Consider the following 15,397-nt stretch of genomic DNA (forward strand, 5'->3'; position numbering starts at 1 on the left):
CGCGTAATGCCGGGCGCTTAAGTCGCTGGCGGCTGCTCGAGAGCAGCTGCCAGAAGCAAATAACTTCCGCCATTGGTGACCTGAGTGTAGCCCTCAGCTTGTAAGGCTGCTGTGGCTATGCCAGAGCGATTGCCGCTACGGCAGTACAGCACAAGAGGGGCATCGGCAGGCAGTTCCAGCGCGTTGACCCCGGCGACGATGTCGGTGTGAATAATCGCCAGTGCGCCAGGGAGGGCTCCCTCGGCGATTTCAGCCGGCGCTCTTACATCGATCACGGTGGCACCCTCATGAATCAGTGCCACGGCATACTGCGTGTTCTTGTCAGGCATTTCAGCACCTCCTAGGGCCGGTAATAAAAGGAAGAGCAGTCCAAGAAACGTTGGCTTCATATTGGGTAGGTCTCCTGCAATACACGAGTGGTGGCGTGCCGTTTGTCTGTTCCTAGCGTCTAGGCGCGTACACTTCTGTCCTGACTTGTATTACAACCCTAAAACTGCGAGTTTGGCTATTCTTTTTCCTGTTGGGGTTCGCGAATGCGATCTATATTTTTTGCGGTATCTCTGCTGGCTTGTCATCAAGCGACGGCTTGGTCGGACCATGCCAGCCTGGCGTGGCCCATGTTGCGCACAGATGCCACATTGATGCAGTCACGAGTCGTGGTGGAGCCACTGGATGCCTTTTTAAAGGCTGAGGCTGAGGGTATTGCTGAAGTTCTGACGCGGTTAGAGATCGCAATGATTGAAGACGACCCAGAATACCCACCGACGCCAGCGCAACTGAGCTTCGATGCGTTAAATAAAAAAGATTTTCGCGGTCAGTTTATTGGTGCTCTCAGAATCAGCCCGCGGTTAGATTACGGGCTGTACCGCCAAGTTATGGCCGGCGATGTCATCTCGCCTGACAGTGAAACTCTGGGCTGGTCAGACCTCTCTTATCTACCCAGCGGAGACTCGGCACAGGAGCGCATCTATTTGCCGCTGACTCCGGGGACACGCGTTAGCCCCGCTTATATTTTGGCCAGCGCCAGTGACGAGCCTGATCTTGGCATGGATGTGGGGCTTTATAGTAATAACGACACCGACGTGGGAGCTCGATACGGGCTTGGGGAGCAACCTTTTGGTAATCCCAATCTTCCTTATGGCTCTCAGGCACCGCTGCACATGGGTTTTTACCATTTAGACGCGGTGACTGAACTTGCGCAGCCAAGTCTCAAGCGAACGTTGCCGCTATGGCGGATAAAACAATATGAAGCGTTAGCTCGCTTGGCTTTTGCCAGTGGGCATGAATATTGGGGTTGGCGATTTATGGGTTGGGCGCTGCATTACGTTGGCGACCTAACGCAGCCTTACCATACAGATCCGTTGCCGGGCGTCGATTTGTTGTCTGCGTTGTGGTCGGTAGTAATGGGCGAGACGAATGATCTGATTCAACTTGTCTCCAATCGACATGGCGTGCTGGAGTCTTATCAATACCGTCGGGTGCTGGCGCTTATGCACGAGGGTGCCTGGCAGGCGCCGTTGCTTTTGGCCATTTCAGAGCCTCAGACTGCGTGCTTCACTCCGGAGGGCGTTGTGTCAGATTTGACGGCTCAGTCAGTGGCATTAGGCCCGGGTTTAGATGAGGTCCTGTCAAAGCGAGTGCCTTCGCTTTATGTGAGTGATCCTAGCTTTGAATGGGTGGGCTATGAATTCGAGGCTGATGTGGTTGCACTGATCAGTGCTCAGGGAGGCGACGCTGCCATCCAAGCCCTAGATAACGAGTTGCGAGGCCACCTTCGACGTTTTTCGTATTATTTACAGGGCTGGATTACCCATACAAGAGCCTTGGAGCGCGGTGCAGAGCAGTCTTGATCGCCACGCCGACTTCTCACTTCGTAGGAGGTGGTGAGGTCGTATTATGGATAAAGTTTAGTAACATGCGCTGCCGATGACCGGTGAGTGAGGAGTAACGATGCTGTTGAGACATTTAATATTGGCGATTTGCTGTTCTGGAGGTATGGCCTTATCGGCAGGTATCTTTGCTCAGGAAGAGGCGACCCGAAAAACGCCGATGATGGGTCCAGCGATCCCCGACTTCGGCCCCGTTTTAACCCCACCGGCAGGCTTTTACAGTTTGGACCCAGACACGCGCTATAAGGTGTCCATTGATATCGGGAAAACCGCAGATTTTCCCGGAGATAGAAACCTCAAGCTCACCTCTGTGGCGCGGTTCCTTAATATGTACGCCCAGCAGGGCATGCCACAGGAAAACATCGAGTTTTCGGTTGTTGTGCACGGCATGGCCGCCAATGACTTATTGTCTGATGAGGCTTATCAAGCGCGGTTCAACGATCCCAATCCCAACACCGAGTTGCTGAACCAACTGCATAAGGCCGGGGTTAAGATTTACCTTTGCGGCCAAACGGTAGCCTTTCGAAACATTGAATGGAGTGAGATACGACCTGATATTATCGTGGCCTTGTCAGCCATGGGGGCTCACGTGCGTTTGCAGCACGAGGGCTATACCTTAATCCCGTTTTAGGCCTAGGGCGATGACTGGCTTTGAGCTCGATTCCCGGTTAGCCGCGGATACCCATTTCGTGGCCCGCTGGGGGCTTAGTGATGTGCTTCTTATGGATGACGCGCGATTCCCCTGGCTCATACTCGTGCCGCGGATTCCCCGGGTTACAGAGTGGTTTGATCTGGGCGCGGACGCCCGGGTAGCGCTACTCAACGAAACCCTCTTGCTGGGGGAGGCTGTGCACGCATTCTTCAACGCTGAAAAAATAAATACGGCGGCTTTGGGTAATGTCGTTTCGCAGCTGCATGTACATGTTGTGGCACGTTACACCCGCGATCACGCATGGCCGGCACCGGTATGGGGTATTGGCACGCCAGAGCCCTACGACAGTGGGTCGCTTATAAGCACCATTGATCGTCTGCGTCTGGAGTTGCCTCGATTGTGAAGTGTTTAGTTCAACGGGTTACTGAAGCCGCAGTCGAGGTAGCGGGTGAGCGCGTTGGAGTCATTGGCTCGGGCCTTTTGGTGCTTGTTGGCGTCGAAAAAAAGGACGATAACGACAAAATCGAGCGTATGGTGGAACGCCTCCTTGGCTACCGTTTGTTTGGCGATAACGAAGATCGTATGAATAGGTCCATACGCGATGTGGCGGGAGATCTACTACTGGTGTCTCAATTCACCTTGGCTGCCGACACCAAAAAAGGCACGCGTCCAAGTTTCTCCAGTGCTGCGGAGCCTGCAATCGCTCGTGCTTTGTTTGACGAGTTTGTGGAATTAATAGGCGCACAGCATGCTGGGCACATTGCAACAGGACGCTTCGGCGCCAATATGCAGGTGAGTCTGGTCAATGACGGCCCTGTTACCTTTTTATTAGAAACCTGAGTGATGCCTGAGTCTCATAGCTTTCAACACCATTACGGTCGGCGCGGATTCCTCGATGCATTGGTTTTGGTGATACCTGCCATCCCCTTTGCTTTGGTTTTTGGTTTGGCGGTGCGGGAGTCCGGGATGGCGATCTGGCTGGGCTGGAGTTCATCTCCCGTTATGTTCTCGGGTGCGGCGCAAATTACACTGATCACGCTTCTGGGAGAGGGCGCGTCTGTTGCTGCTGCTGCTACTGCGGCACTGGTGGTGGGTGCTAGGCATCTTTTTTATTCGTTCTCTATGGCGCCGGTCATGCAGCTGCAGCCGCGGTGGTTTCGATGGTTGGCACCTTACATGCTGGTTGATCAGGTATTTGCGCTGTGCGTGGGTAAGCAAGAGCTGCCAGCCTCCGATTTCCGCCATTACTATTTGGCGGCGGGTATTACGTTTTGGATGTTTTGGATGACCTTTACAGCCTTGGGTCTGTTTGTCGGGCCAGTATTACCTGAAGGCTTAGATATTAGCTTTGCAACGCCGGTTTTATTCATGGGGCTGTTGGCCACTACGATTAACAGCTGGCAAAAAGCCGTGGTTGCGGTCTTCGCCATGTTGGTCACTTTTTTGTTGGCTGACATGCCCAATCGGAGTGGACTTCTGTTTGCTGCCTTAGCCGGGTTACTGCTGGGGTTGCTACTTGAGCGTTTTCGCCGATGACGATTATGTTAACTATTTTGATTATGGGTCTGGGCAGCTACGCGATGCGCGCTGTCTTTATTTTATTGTTGTCTAATCACACCTTTCCACCCTTGGCTCTGAAGGCATTGGAATATGTCGGACCTGCTGTCATGGCTGCTTTGGTAATGACAATGCTACTGAGCCCTGAGGGTGGGCATGGACCCAAAGTTTACGAGTGGGCAGGGCTGGCCACAGCCGCAGTTGTTGCACTTCTTACCCGAAACCACATTTACGTCTTAGTAACGGCTATGGGTGTGTATTGGGGCTTGGGTTATTTAATGTGATGGCCTGAGGAGCTCAGTGATCGTGATGTTTCATCCGCAGAGGCAGCTGTTCGAAGTGTTCAGGAAAGTCAGGACTGAGGCGCACGCCAAGACCTAACAGGCGCACCGGTAGATCGCGTCTTACAAGGCCATCTGTTAGCAGCTCTTGATAGTCAGTCAGTGTGGCAGCAGTGCCCACGCGCTCGACGGTTGTGGTTGAGAAATCACTAAACTTTATTTTCACATAGGCTTTTTGAATCCTTGGCGCCAGCTTACTTTTCTCGATTCGGCCGCTGAGCTCCTCGAGTAGGCCCGGCAGTTTGTCGTAACAAGGCTGCCCGTTCGGCAGGTCGTGCGTGTAAGTGTGCTCCACACTTATAGACTTACGAATTCTGCTGGTGTTTACCGGTCGACTATCCCGCCCATGGGCGCGCTCCATCAACGTTTGGGCGAAACTACCGAAACGTCGTTTTAGCACTCTGGCTTCGGCTCTGCGAAGATCAGTGCACTTGTGAAAGCCCATTCGATTGAGCTTTTCCGCGGTAACTGGACCAACTCCAGGAATTGCCCGCACTTCTAGAGCTGCTGTGAACGCATCAACTTCATCCGGCGTGACTACCTTTTGGCCATCGGGTTTATTCCAATCCGAGGCGACTTTGGCCAAAAATTTATTAATCGAAACCCCGGCAGAGACGGTGATTTTGATTTCATTTTTTATTTGTTCTCTTATCGCTTCGGCGATCCGCGATGCTGAGCCGTCAAACAAGGTGCTGTCGGTAACATCGAGATAGGCCTCATCCAGCGATAAAGGTTCTATGAGATCGGTGAACTGCTCAAAGATTTCATGCATTTGTACTGATACTTCGCGATATTTTGGAATATTTACCGGGGCCACAATCAAATCTGGGCACAGGCGATATGCCTGCGACGTGGGCATCGCTGAACGAATGCCAAATTCTCTGGCGGGGTAATTACAGGTTGTGAGTACTCCTCGGCCCTCAGCGCTCCCCCCTACGGCAAAGGGTCGGTTGGTTAGGCTGGGATCGTCCCGCATTTCAATGGCGGCGTAGAAACAATCGGCATCGATGTGAATGATTTTTCGCAAGGTGCTCACTTCGTTGTGTTTTTGTGGCTTGCCATATTTGAGCAGAATTGGGCCCAGCTTAACCAGATTGCGCCACGGCTGGCACCTTCTGAGGGGTTTAAATTGTGGAAGTGATCAAGGTGATTACATCAGTTTTAACTATCAGGAGCTCGTTATGAAAAACTATTTGGCCGCAACATCTGCTTTCACACTCTCAACGCTACTCGCCGCCCAACCGGCTGCCGCCCTCGAAACTGCCACAAAACAAGACCTCACTGCCCTGACCACCCTTGTGGTCGCTACGGCGGCGGCGGGGCCGGTCGGTTTTGTCTTGGGGGGTATTGGCGCCGATTGGATGGTCAATCAGGTTGCCGCAGCAGACCAGCTCGAGACCACAGCCCAGACCCTCGCAGATACTGAAGCTGACTTGGCTTTGGCCTACACCGAGCTGAACAAAGTCAACGCTGACTTAGAAGTTGTGCAGCATGAGCAAGAACGCTTTGCGAAGCTAGCTCTTGAGCAGCTCCAGTTGGAAATGCTGTTTAAAACCAATGACAGCCGTTTAACCGCGGGGGGCAAAGATCGGCTTGCCCTGTTAGCCACTTTCTTGAATCGTAACGAGGGGCTTAGTGTGCGGATTGAGGGGTATGCCGACCCCCGAGGCGACTCAGCAAGCAACATGGCTCTGTCTCTAGCGCGGGCAGAGAGGGTGGCACAGCAGCTGCGTGATGCCGGTGTCGCCACGAATCGGATGACGGTGTCGGCCCATGGAGAGAGCCAGGCCCTTGCGGATGACGGTGATACCGACGCCTATGCGTTAGAGCGGCGAGTGCACATAGCGCTCGATCAGGGCGCTGGCCATCGCCAAGTGGCAGAAGTCACACTCAATGGCGCTTAAAAACAACTGACAGGTTGTTGGCGGGCATGGGGATGACCTCGATTAACTCTAGCTGTCGCTCTGCGGCAGTTAGCGTGACTTCCTCAAGATCTCGGATACCCCATTCGAGATTTCGCCGTTTTAGACTGTGATCGAAGTCCGCGTTTGATGGGGAGGTATGTTCGCCCTTTTGCTTAAAGGGTCCGTACAGATACAAAACACCACAGGGTGGAAGGATGCGTTGGGCGCCGTCGAGGAGCGCCTCACAGCATCGCCAGGGCGCAATGTGAATCATATTAATGGCGACCATAGCGCTGATTGCTGGCGTCATAGCTTGGGTCTCTACCGGCCATGGTTGTTCTAAAACATCCAGCAAAAGGGGGGCTCGCAGGTTGGTACTGGGTTCTGCGTTAGACCAGTCATTAATCATGTTGAGGCTGTCACGATAGCAGTCACTGGGTTGCCAAACCCGGGGGCTGAGTTTGGGTGCTGCATAAACAGCGTGTTGCCCAGTGCCACTCGCAACCTCTAGAACCATCCCGGTGTCGGGGAGGGTCCTCTCAAGCACGTCTACAATAAACTGCCGGTTCCGCTCGGCGGCAGGGGATGCCTTAAGGGTCATAGAGCACACTCCGGGGGTTGTACCTTGCTTCGCATCCCCGCATTATCTAGCGCCGGCCTGTACCTCGTACAGGGCTATTGATTTTTTTACTGGAGCAAGTTTGGCTATGAATGCAGAAAGACAGTATGACGTTGTGGTTTTTGGTGCGTCAGGATACACGGGCCGTTTGGTCGCGGAATATCTGAATGAACAGTACCCCAATGCCGATTTTAGTTGGGCCATGGCGGGCCGCTCCATTGAAAAATTAACCGCAGTACGCGGTGAAATGGGCATTTCTGAGGCCATTCCACTCATTGCTGTCGACAGTGACGACCCAGCTTCCCTAGAGGCCATGGTCAAGTCGGCAGGTGTTGTGATCACCACCGTTGGGCCATATCAGTTGTATGGAGAGGAGCTGGTCAAGCAGTGCGCAACACACGGCACAGATTATGTGGATCTCAGTGGTGAACCTGCTTGGATGCACCACACCATTGCGACTTACAACACGGTTGCAAAGGCCTCTGGAGCTCGCATCGTGCACTCCTGCGGCTTCGATTCAATTCCTTTTGATCTTGGGGTATTTCATCTTCAAGAACACGCCAAGGCGGTCACGGGAAGTACCGTGAGCCGGGTTAAGGGTCGTGTTCGCGCAATGAATGGCAGCTTCTCGGGAGGCACAATTGCCTCGCTACGAGCAACGATGACAGCAGCGGCGGCACAGCCTGAAATTATCGCAACCTTGATGAACCCCTTTGCGCTGACCGAGGGTTTTTCGGGTCCAGCCCAGCCCGATGGTGATCAGCCTCAGTATGACGAGGAGCTGAAGAGTTGGTCTGCGCCTTTTATTATGGCGGCGATTAACACCAAGAACATTCATCGCTCTAACTTTCTGATGGGGCATCCCTATGGCGAAGATTTTGCTTACGACGAGATGATGCTCACCGGTGATGGTGATGAGGGCAAGGCCACGGCAGATTTTGTCGCTAGAGATAAGACGTTAGCTGAGAGCCCATTAAAACCTGGTGAAGGACCCTCCGCGGAAGAGCGTAAAGCCGGTAATTACGAGGCTATTTTTGTGGCGCAGGGAACCGGCGGCGAGATGTTAATTACCTCGGTGGCAGGCGATCGCGATCCGGGCTACGGGTCCACCTCAAAAATGCTGGCAGAGGCGGCTCTGTGCCTGCTGAACAACCCTGAATTGGGGGAGGGTGGGGTCACGACGCCAGCTGCGGCTATGGGGCAACCTCTGATTGACCGTTTGCAAGCAAATGCGGGCATTACGTTTAAAATCGAGTCGCCATGACAGGAGGTGCCAGTGCAGTACGGGGTTGTTTGCGCGCCTGCTCACTGGCACTCGTCACGATGGCGGTGGCGTTGCCCGCCGCCAGTGACACCCTAGCAGCCCGCTGCGAGCTATATCCTCAAGGCGAGTCTCAGGCGTCTAAAACGCTGCCCTGCCAGTTCTCTCAGCGACAGGGCTATGTGTCGATTACGCGCAGCGATGGCATTGCTTATCATCTCAGTCCACAGGCGGACGCGGTAGGCAATTACCTCGATCAAGACGGGCAGCCGGTGTACCGACGCTCAGGGCTAGGTTCTGACGGGTTAATATTCCAAATGCCTGAACTCAGCGTTTATGTTTACTGGGACGTGGCTAAAAAGCCTGATCCCGAGATCAGGTGAGCAATGGTCCCCGAAGAGCTTTTGTCTGGGTGATTAGGAATCGCTGCGACGGGTATGGAGCCCGCACTCAAGGTGGGGGGCAGCTTTAGTGGGGTCGACGCTGGCAGGACCCGTGGGTAGTTTGTACTGAGCAAGATACGCGTCGATATCGGCTTCGGTGCTGTGTAGGAAAGGCGCCAGTTTTAAGATTCCCCGATCATCCCAGCTTGCCGGACGCAACTGAGCCCGAAAGCTTGTTTCTTCAGCACGAATTCCGGTCAACCAAATATGCGGTTTGATCACGCTCATGGCCCTTTCAAAGGGTTCAATTTTTACCAGGTGGGCCAGCTTTGCACGCTGCTCCTCGCTCAGGTCTTCAGTGTCTGCAGCGCCAATGGCACGCAAGCAGCGCGGAGGTGTCAATGTCGGCCGGTAGGTCACAAGATTTAGGTCGAGCTGCGCGACAAGCTGGCGACTGAATTCACGTGTGTTGGCAGGGGCAAACCCAGAGTCAATCCAAAGGATCGGGAGTGAAGGGCCGAGCTTGCTCGCCAGGTGCAGCATTGCTGCAGATTGGGGACCAAAACTGGTGCTTGTGATCACTCGAAGGTTCTGCGCCAATGCCCATCGCACAATGGTTTCTGGCGAGGCTCCCTCAAGCGTATCGTTTAAGGCGTTTAAGTCCCAGGCGACACTTTTTCTCGCAAATACAGCGCTGCTCATATCAATATCCTAGGCGCTTTGCAGCCAGTACAGAGGATCGGTGTGCTGGCTTTTCAATACGTCGCCGCCGGCCTTGGGCGCAAGCTCTTGGGCGAGCCGAGTGACCTCACCAATGATCACCAGAACGGGCCCTTCTTCCAAACAAAGTTCAGCCGCGGCCTCATCGACACGATCCAGCTGGCCGTGCACGACCCGCTGTCGCGGCGTCGTTGCATTTTGAATGAGGGCAAAGGGTGTTTCTGCTTTGAGCCCCGATTCCCGCAGGCGCTGTGCTATTGCTTGGAGGTGAGTGAAGCCCATATAGATCACCAGTGTTTCTTGCTCCTGCGCGAGTGTCTGCCAGTCAGTGTCGGCTTGTTGTAATGCCAGGTGACCCGTGATGTACCTTACCGACCGTGCAACACGGCGATGAGTTAAGGGTATGCCTGTGGCAGCAGCGGTGGCACTGGCGGTTGTTATGCCGGGTACGACCTCAACAGGGATACCAGCCTGTACCAAGGCAAGTGCTTCTTCACCGCCTCGGCCGAACAAATAGGGATCGCCGCCTTTAAGTCGGCAAACGGTGAGGCCTTGCTCCCCAAGCTCAACCAAGCGCGCATTAATACTGTCTTGCGGTGTTGGGCAGTGGCCTCGGCGTTTCCCAACGTCCTCCATTTGAGCATCTCTTCGGGCTAGGCTTAAGACTTCTGGACTGACCAGCTTGTCGTAAAGAACAACATCGGCCTCTTGCAGTCGCTGCAGTCCCTTAAGGGTCAATAGCGATGCATCTCCGGGGCCCGCGCCCACTAATGTTACGCGCCCTTGCGGAGAGTGATCAGCGTTTAAGGCCGTGGTGAGTATGCTGTCCGCAAGGTCGGGCTCGTTGTTAAGAGCGGCCTGACCTGCAGGTCCACTGAGATGCCGTTCCCAGAACTGTCTACGGGTACTCACCGTGTCGAGTATCTGGCGCACGCGTAGCTGCCATCGATCGGCAAACTCAGCTAATCGCTCAAGCCCCTGTGGCAGGGCCTGTTCTAATCGGGTTCGAACAAACCGGGCCAAGACAGGCGAGCTACCGCCAGTGCCAATGCCAATCTGAATGCGGCCTCGAGACACAATGGCGGGTATAAAGCCTTGCGAAAGCTGCGGTGCATCGACAACATTGATAAGCAATCTTTCCGAATCAAGCCATGGCATTAAGGCCTCAGTCCAAGCGTTGACCTCCGCGATTACGACCAAAACATAGCGAGTCTTTGGGTCACGGTTACACTGCTCTACGCGAGCACGTTCCTCTTCGTTGGGAGTGGTGTGCCAGTGGGTGATGTCTGCATCGCGTTCCTGTAGCAGTCGCGCCTTAGCCTCAGCGGCCTCGCCGGTGCCTATGAGCAAAACCGGTCGCGAGGAAATCTGCAATTGGAAGGGAAGAGGGGCGTTCATGCGCTTTTCTTCAACGGTTGACTGGACCGAGCTACAGGCTGGTAGTGATGTGGAAAGGGTGAAAGATGATGAGGCTGGAGTTGCTGCCACTCGTCATCAGTTAATTCGAGCACATCGAAACCCGCGCGGAATCCATAAGCCAAACGATCCAGCCCTACGGGGCCGACGCCAATAAGAGTGCCGGAGTAGCCCTCGGCGCGAAGCAGGGCCGCCGCCGAAAAGGCCTTGCCGTCGACTGGAGTGTCAAAGGCAAAGGCAATCATCACGACATTGCCGACAGCTGTTATGTCGCTCTGCGTTGGATCTAAAGCCTCAGGGGGACTTATGGCGGTCACAGTACCCTGTGAGTTAATGAGTGGCATAACTGATTTCCTTGAGGTAATCGACACCGATTCGATCGACAAAGCCGACGAAATATTCGCCGGGCTGACGTTCTGAAACGTAGGTGTCGACGAGTCTTTTAATGAGCGGCAGTACGTCGTCGTGGGGCACGGCGGGCCCCAGCCGTTTACCCAGCGCAGCGCCCTGCTGGTCGCGTCCACCCAAGGTGATTTGATACCAAGGCTGTCCTTTTTTCTCGACGCCTAAAATACCAATGTGCGCAATGTGATGATGACCGCATGCGTTCATGCAGCCAGAAATTTTGACCTCTAGTGGTCCGATATCAACCTGCTCATCGAGATCATCAAAGGTTTCATGAAGGGCCTCGGCCAAGGACAGTGAAGGGGCATTGGCTAGGCTGCAAAAGTCCAGGCCGGGGCAGGCAATGCTGTCAGAGATAAGCCCCAAGTTGGGGTGCGCTAAATCATGTGCACTGAGGGCCTGCAGCAATTCCTTGAGATCGCTCTCGGCCACATGGGGCAATATCAAATTTTGATCATGGGTCGTGCGTATTTCCGATTGGCTGAAACGATCTGCCAAGTCAGCAACGACGTCCATTTGCAGTGCGGTAACGTCACCCGGCGCAGTGCCAGGACGTTTTAATGAAATAAACACCGAGCGGTAGCCCATAATGCGATGGGGCTTAGTGTTTTGCCGATACCAGCGTTGGAAATCGGGTGAGCCTTGATGTCCCTCAGCCGGTTGCGGCTTGAGGTGACAAGCGAAACTGCCCTTCAACTCTTCAAATGTTTCGGGGCTGATTTTTAAATCGCTATCATGATCAGTGAGATAGCGGTGAGTTACGGCTTCACGAAAGGCCTCCACCCCCATGGCGTTCACCAAAATTTTAATCCGAGCCTTGTACTTGTTGTCACGCCTGCCTGCGAGGTTGTAGACACGCAGCACCGCTGTGAGCCAGTTTCTCAACTCGTCTAGTGGCAGGTCTGCTAGCAGGCGATGCCCTAAAAGCGGCGTCCGCCCCAGACCGCCGCCAACCCAGAGGTCAAAAGCGAGTCCGTGGATCACATGCTTTTTGATGCGAATGCCAACGTCATGGACCTCGATAGCCGCGCGATCTTCCTCAGTGGCTACCACTGCAATTTTGAATTTTCGAGGTAAATACGCAAATTCCGGATGAAAGGTCGACCACTGGCGAATGAGCTCACACACCACTCGAGGGTCGATGGCCTCATTTGGCACCGTTCCGGCCAAGGGGTCGGTGGTGGTGTTTCTAACACAGGCTCCACTGGTTTGAATGGCATGCATTTGAACCGTCGCGAGCTCTCCCAAAACCGCGGGCACCTGCTCCAGTGCTAACCAGTTGAACTGAATATTTTGCCGAGTTGTGAAGTGGCCATAGCCACGGTCGTATTGACGTGCAATGTGCGCTAGGTGGCGCAACTGATAGCCCGCCAATGTGCCGTAGGGAATGGCGACTCGGAGCATGGGCGCATGCCGCTGGATATACAGGCCATTCTGTAGACGCAGAGGCATAAATTGCTCCTCCGGCAATGTGCCCGCTAAATAGCGCGTCATCTGCTCGGAAAACTGGCTGACTCGAGCGTCTACAATGGCTTGATCGATGGGGGTGTATTTATACATGGCGCAATAGGTCGCTTCTTTAATGGTGAGACTCTACGCAAACCCATTAACCGTTAAAAAGAATATAAAATCATTCCTATATTCCTTATGGTTGTAAGTGTCTCCCTCAATCCCGTTCAAAAATAGGGCTGACCCCTTATAAAAGTCGACCCAGAACAGTGGGAGCGGGCCGCGGTAGCCGGATTCATGGATTCTATCGATCCTTTTCATAGAATTTTTAGTGGTTCACCGTGTTTAGGGGATGACTCTGGATCGCTGTCTTTACTCATTGCGGGAGGTCATTTTTCTATTGCCTGCGGTGATAAAAAGATTCCTCTAAAAACCTCGAGAGTGCAGTGACAACAGGGGTTGCGATGGTCGGCTGGCGAGTTTTTCGGCCGTTGCCAGCAGCATTATTGGCGTGATTGGCGTGATTGGCGTGATTGGCGTGATTGGCGTGATTGGCGCGGGGCTGTGTATTGCGAATAAATCTAGATTGGCATGTGCTGAGAGAACAGCGATAAAATCGCCGGATTAACAGCAATCCATGCAGTGGGAGATTAGCCGATGCGTTTGCCAGTCATTGTCAGTATGGGCGGGGTAAATGCCGCGGGCAGGACCTCGGGGTTTCAGAGTTTCCGTCGTATGGTGATCGATCTGCTGCCCGAAGCCGAGCAGCAGCAAACACTGGTTGCCTTGGCGGTCATGATGAATTTGGTCAAACCTGAGGGTGAAGCGGGTTTCCTTCCAACAGAGGACGAGAGATCAGAGGGTGCCCTGACGGCGTCTCAGGTCGCTCAACGTTATCGTGAGCAAGTGCTTAACGGAACTTTGGTGCGGCGGGTCGAAGCCACTGTTTTTGACGTTGACGCGTTGCACTGGCAGTCCCCGGCGTCTTTGCGCAGTGCGTCAGGAGAAGCCACTGAATCCTTGAAGTTCGTACTGGCGACGGATCAGCTTCCTACCGAGCTGCCTGAGGGTTGGACTGTAGAGCCCTTCCATGACGGACAAGTGCAGGTCACCGTCACTGGGAACCTTGAGGTCAAATTAGATAATTTTCGGGATTTTCCGGTGAAAGCCGCGGGGCAGTTACCCAGTGGGTTTGAAATAGCCGACCTTTACAATTCGCGCTTTCAGCCCCGTGGTTTACAAATGGCGCTATTCGGAGCGACCGATGCTTTGCGGGCTTTGGGTATCGAGTGGAATACCGTTCTTGAACATATTGAGCCCGATGAGGTGGGGGTTTACTCCAGTAGTGGTTTTGGCCAGATGGGTAAGGAAGCCTACGGAGGCATGCACCAGGCGCGTATGAAAGGAGAGCGCGTTACCACTAAGGCCTTGGTAATGGGTGTAAATTCCATGCCGACAGATTTTATTAATGCCTATGTCCTAGCAAACGTGGGCATCGCCAGTAGTTCGGTCGCAGCTTGCGCAACGTTTTTATCCAATTTACGCCATGCCGTGTCCGACCTAAAAGCCGGGAAAGTTCGAGTGGCGATGGTAGGTAATAGCGAAGCACCTATTGGCCCTGAGCTCATGGATGGCTTTGGAACCATGGGCGCGCTCGCAACCGATGCCAACATGATGAAGCTGTACGGCACTGATGAGGTAGACCATCGCCGAGCAAGTCGCCCCTTTGGAGACAATTGTGGCTTCACGATTGGCGAGTCATGCCAATACTTCATTTTGATGGATGATGCCTTAGCCGTTGAACTAGGAGCGCCTTGTTTAGGATCGGTGACAGACGTTTTTGTCGACGCCGACGGCACAAAAAAATCGATCAGTGCTCCCGGACCGGGTAACCATATCAGCATGGCAAAGGCCGTTGCAGCGGCGTCCGCGGTCGTTGGCAAAGCTGGAGTTCAGGATAAAAGCTTTGTTTTGGCCCATGGATCAAGTACCCCTCAAAATCGCGTATCTGAGTCGCAGATTTTCGACCAAGTTGCTGAGGCCTTCGATATCAAGGAATGGCCTGTTGTCGCTGTAAAGGCCTACTTGGGTCACACCATTGCCCCGGCAAGTGCGGATCAACTCGCGACGGCTTTGGGCAGTTTCAAATACGGCATCTTGCCGGGTATCCCGACGATCGACGCGATTGCCGATGACGTTCATCAGGAGCGCTTGAAAATGGGTCCCGATCATCAAACAACAACCCCCGATAATTTGGAAGTGGCGATCCTTAACTCGAAGGGGTTCGGTGGCAATAATGCATCGGCGGTCGTATTGTCCCCTAGCCGGACCGAGGCCATGCTGAGCAAGCGTTACGGTGAGGCGGCCATGACTGCCTACACGAAAAAGCGCGAGTCGAGTTTAAAGGCATCGGAAAATTATCTCCGAGCCGCCGATCTGGGTGAGTACGCACCCATTTACCGGTTTGGTGAGGATATGATCGATGAAGCAAATATTGATATCAGCGAAACCTGCATTTCCATAAAAGGTTTCGCCAACAGCATTTCCTTGCCTACAGATAATCCCTATCAGGATATGACGGACTGAGCCTGTGACTAGAGCAGGTCTAAAGGCAGGTGTGGCGATAATCGCCTAAAACGTCTTTCGGTCGCTTTAGGCCATGAGCCCTTCAAGGGTCTCTTGTGGCCTTGCCCGTAAGGCCTATTTAATAAACCAGCCGCTTGATTATGCGTTCAGTAATTGCTGTGGGGCTGGGCTGGGCTGGGCTGGGATGGCATTGCATTGCATTGGTCACAACCTGC

The 15,397-nt window shown here is 53.8% G+C and carries 17 protein-coding genes; 10 read left to right on the forward strand and 7 right to left on the reverse strand.

The genetic code is table 11. From position 1 onward, the window contains the following. Positions 1 to 17 precede the first annotated feature (17 nt). Entirely contained in the window at positions 18 to 389 is a 372-nt protein-coding gene (locus tag ACMAY6_RS03200; protein WP_435214374.1) for a rhodanese-like domain-containing protein, read from the reverse strand. Between the two features lie 144 nt (positions 390 to 533). On the opposite strand from ACMAY6_RS03200, the gene ACMAY6_RS03205 reads away from it, so the two are divergent. From ACMAY6_RS03205 to ACMAY6_RS03230, 6 genes are all read left to right on the forward strand, one after another. Next, the gene (locus tag ACMAY6_RS03205; RefSeq protein WP_435214376.1) at positions 534 to 1,850 is read left to right on the forward strand and encodes a hypothetical protein; all 1,317 of its coding nucleotides are present in this window, start codon (positions 534 to 536) and stop codon (positions 1,848 to 1,850) included. A gap of 100 nt (positions 1,851 to 1,950) precedes the next feature. Then, positions 1,951 to 2,520 (forward strand): DsrE family protein, encoded by a 570-nt coding sequence (locus ACMAY6_RS03210; RefSeq protein ID WP_435214377.1) that lies wholly within the window; start codon positions 1,951 to 1,953, stop codon positions 2,518 to 2,520. 10 nt (positions 2,521 to 2,530) lie between these two features. Further along, entirely contained in the window at positions 2,531 to 2,944 is a 414-nt protein-coding gene (locus ACMAY6_RS03215; RefSeq protein WP_435214379.1) for an HIT domain-containing protein, read from the forward strand. Beyond that, complete coding sequence (gene dtd, locus ACMAY6_RS03220; protein WP_435214381.1) at positions 2,941 to 3,381, forward strand: D-aminoacyl-tRNA deacylase; 441 nt, start codon at positions 2,941 to 2,943, stop codon at positions 3,379 to 3,381. Before ACMAY6_RS03215 ends, dtd begins: the two co-directional genes overlap by 4 nt. A 3-nt stretch (positions 3,382 to 3,384) precedes the next feature. Beyond that, complete coding sequence (locus ACMAY6_RS03225) at positions 3,385 to 4,077, forward strand: AzlC family ABC transporter permease (RefSeq protein WP_435214383.1); 693 nt, start codon at positions 3,385 to 3,387, stop codon at positions 4,075 to 4,077. Next, positions 4,074 to 4,382, forward strand: coding sequence for an AzlD domain-containing protein (locus ACMAY6_RS03230; RefSeq protein ID WP_435214385.1), 309 nt, complete (start codon positions 4,074 to 4,076; stop codon positions 4,380 to 4,382). The genes ACMAY6_RS03225 and ACMAY6_RS03230 overlap by 4 nt, the downstream gene beginning before the upstream one ends. A 13-nt stretch (positions 4,383 to 4,395) precedes the next feature. Here ACMAY6_RS03230 and dinB read toward each other — a convergent pair whose 3' ends face one another. Beyond that, positions 4,396 to 5,475 (reverse strand): DNA polymerase IV, encoded by a 1,080-nt coding sequence (gene dinB / locus ACMAY6_RS03235; RefSeq protein ID WP_435214387.1) that lies wholly within the window; start codon positions 5,473 to 5,475, stop codon positions 4,396 to 4,398. Between the two features lie 145 nt (positions 5,476 to 5,620). On the opposite strand from dinB, the gene ACMAY6_RS03240 reads away from it, so the two are divergent. Then, entirely contained in the window at positions 5,621 to 6,343 is a 723-nt protein-coding gene (locus ACMAY6_RS03240) for an OmpA family protein (RefSeq protein ID WP_435214389.1), read from the forward strand. On the opposite strand, the gene ACMAY6_RS03245 is transcribed toward ACMAY6_RS03240, so the two are convergent. After that, positions 6,330 to 6,944 carry a DUF938 domain-containing protein gene (locus ACMAY6_RS03245; protein WP_435214391.1) on the reverse strand — a complete coding sequence of 205 codons (615 nt, stop codon included), beginning with the start codon at positions 6,942 to 6,944 and terminating at the stop codon, positions 6,330 to 6,332. The genes ACMAY6_RS03240 and ACMAY6_RS03245 overlap by 14 nt on opposite strands. 106 nt (positions 6,945 to 7,050) lie before the next feature. On the opposite strand from ACMAY6_RS03245, the gene ACMAY6_RS03250 reads away from it, so the two are divergent. Both ACMAY6_RS03250 and ACMAY6_RS03255 read left to right on the forward strand, forming a co-directional pair. Continuing rightward, complete coding sequence (locus tag ACMAY6_RS03250) at positions 7,051 to 8,226, forward strand: saccharopine dehydrogenase family protein (protein ID WP_435214392.1); 1,176 nt, start codon at positions 7,051 to 7,053, stop codon at positions 8,224 to 8,226. Next, positions 8,223 to 8,606 (forward strand): hypothetical protein, encoded by a 384-nt coding sequence (locus ACMAY6_RS03255; RefSeq protein ID WP_435214394.1) that lies wholly within the window; start codon positions 8,223 to 8,225, stop codon positions 8,604 to 8,606. Before ACMAY6_RS03250 ends, ACMAY6_RS03255 begins: the two co-directional genes overlap by 4 nt. 33 nt (positions 8,607 to 8,639) lie before the next feature. On the opposite strand, the gene ACMAY6_RS03260 is transcribed toward ACMAY6_RS03255, so the two are convergent. Genes ACMAY6_RS03260 through ACMAY6_RS03275 form a run of 4 tightly spaced genes read right to left on the reverse strand, consistent with a single transcriptional unit; the run spans position 8,640 to position 12,707 of the window. Then, positions 8,640 to 9,308: a phosphoadenosine phosphosulfate reductase family protein gene (locus tag ACMAY6_RS03260; RefSeq protein ID WP_435214396.1), complete on the reverse strand. Its 669-nt coding sequence runs from the start codon at positions 9,306 to 9,308 to the stop codon at positions 8,640 to 8,642. Between the two features lie 9 nt (positions 9,309 to 9,317). After that, a complete protein-coding gene (gene cysG, locus ACMAY6_RS03265; RefSeq protein WP_435214398.1) occupies positions 9,318 to 10,724 on the reverse strand; it encodes a siroheme synthase CysG in 1,407 nt (468 codons plus the stop codon). Beyond that, entirely contained in the window at positions 10,721 to 11,086 is a 366-nt protein-coding gene (locus ACMAY6_RS03270) for a DUF934 domain-containing protein (protein ID WP_435214400.1), read from the reverse strand. Before ACMAY6_RS03270 ends, cysG begins: the two co-directional genes overlap by 4 nt. Then, entirely contained in the window at positions 11,073 to 12,707 is a 1,635-nt protein-coding gene (locus ACMAY6_RS03275; protein WP_435214402.1) for a nitrite/sulfite reductase, read from the reverse strand. Before ACMAY6_RS03275 ends, ACMAY6_RS03270 begins: the two co-directional genes overlap by 14 nt. Before the next feature lie 546 nt (positions 12,708 to 13,253). Between ACMAY6_RS03275 and ACMAY6_RS03280 the strand changes: the two genes are divergently transcribed. Beyond that, a complete protein-coding gene (locus ACMAY6_RS03280; RefSeq protein WP_435214404.1) occupies positions 13,254 to 15,182 on the forward strand; it encodes a beta-ketoacyl synthase in 1,929 nt (642 codons plus the stop codon). Positions 15,183 to 15,397: the final 215 nt, after the last annotated feature.

This window comes from Luminiphilus sp. nBUS_16, from assembly GCF_051201645.1.
GTDB lineage: Bacteria > Pseudomonadota > Gammaproteobacteria > Pseudomonadales > Halieaceae > Luminiphilus.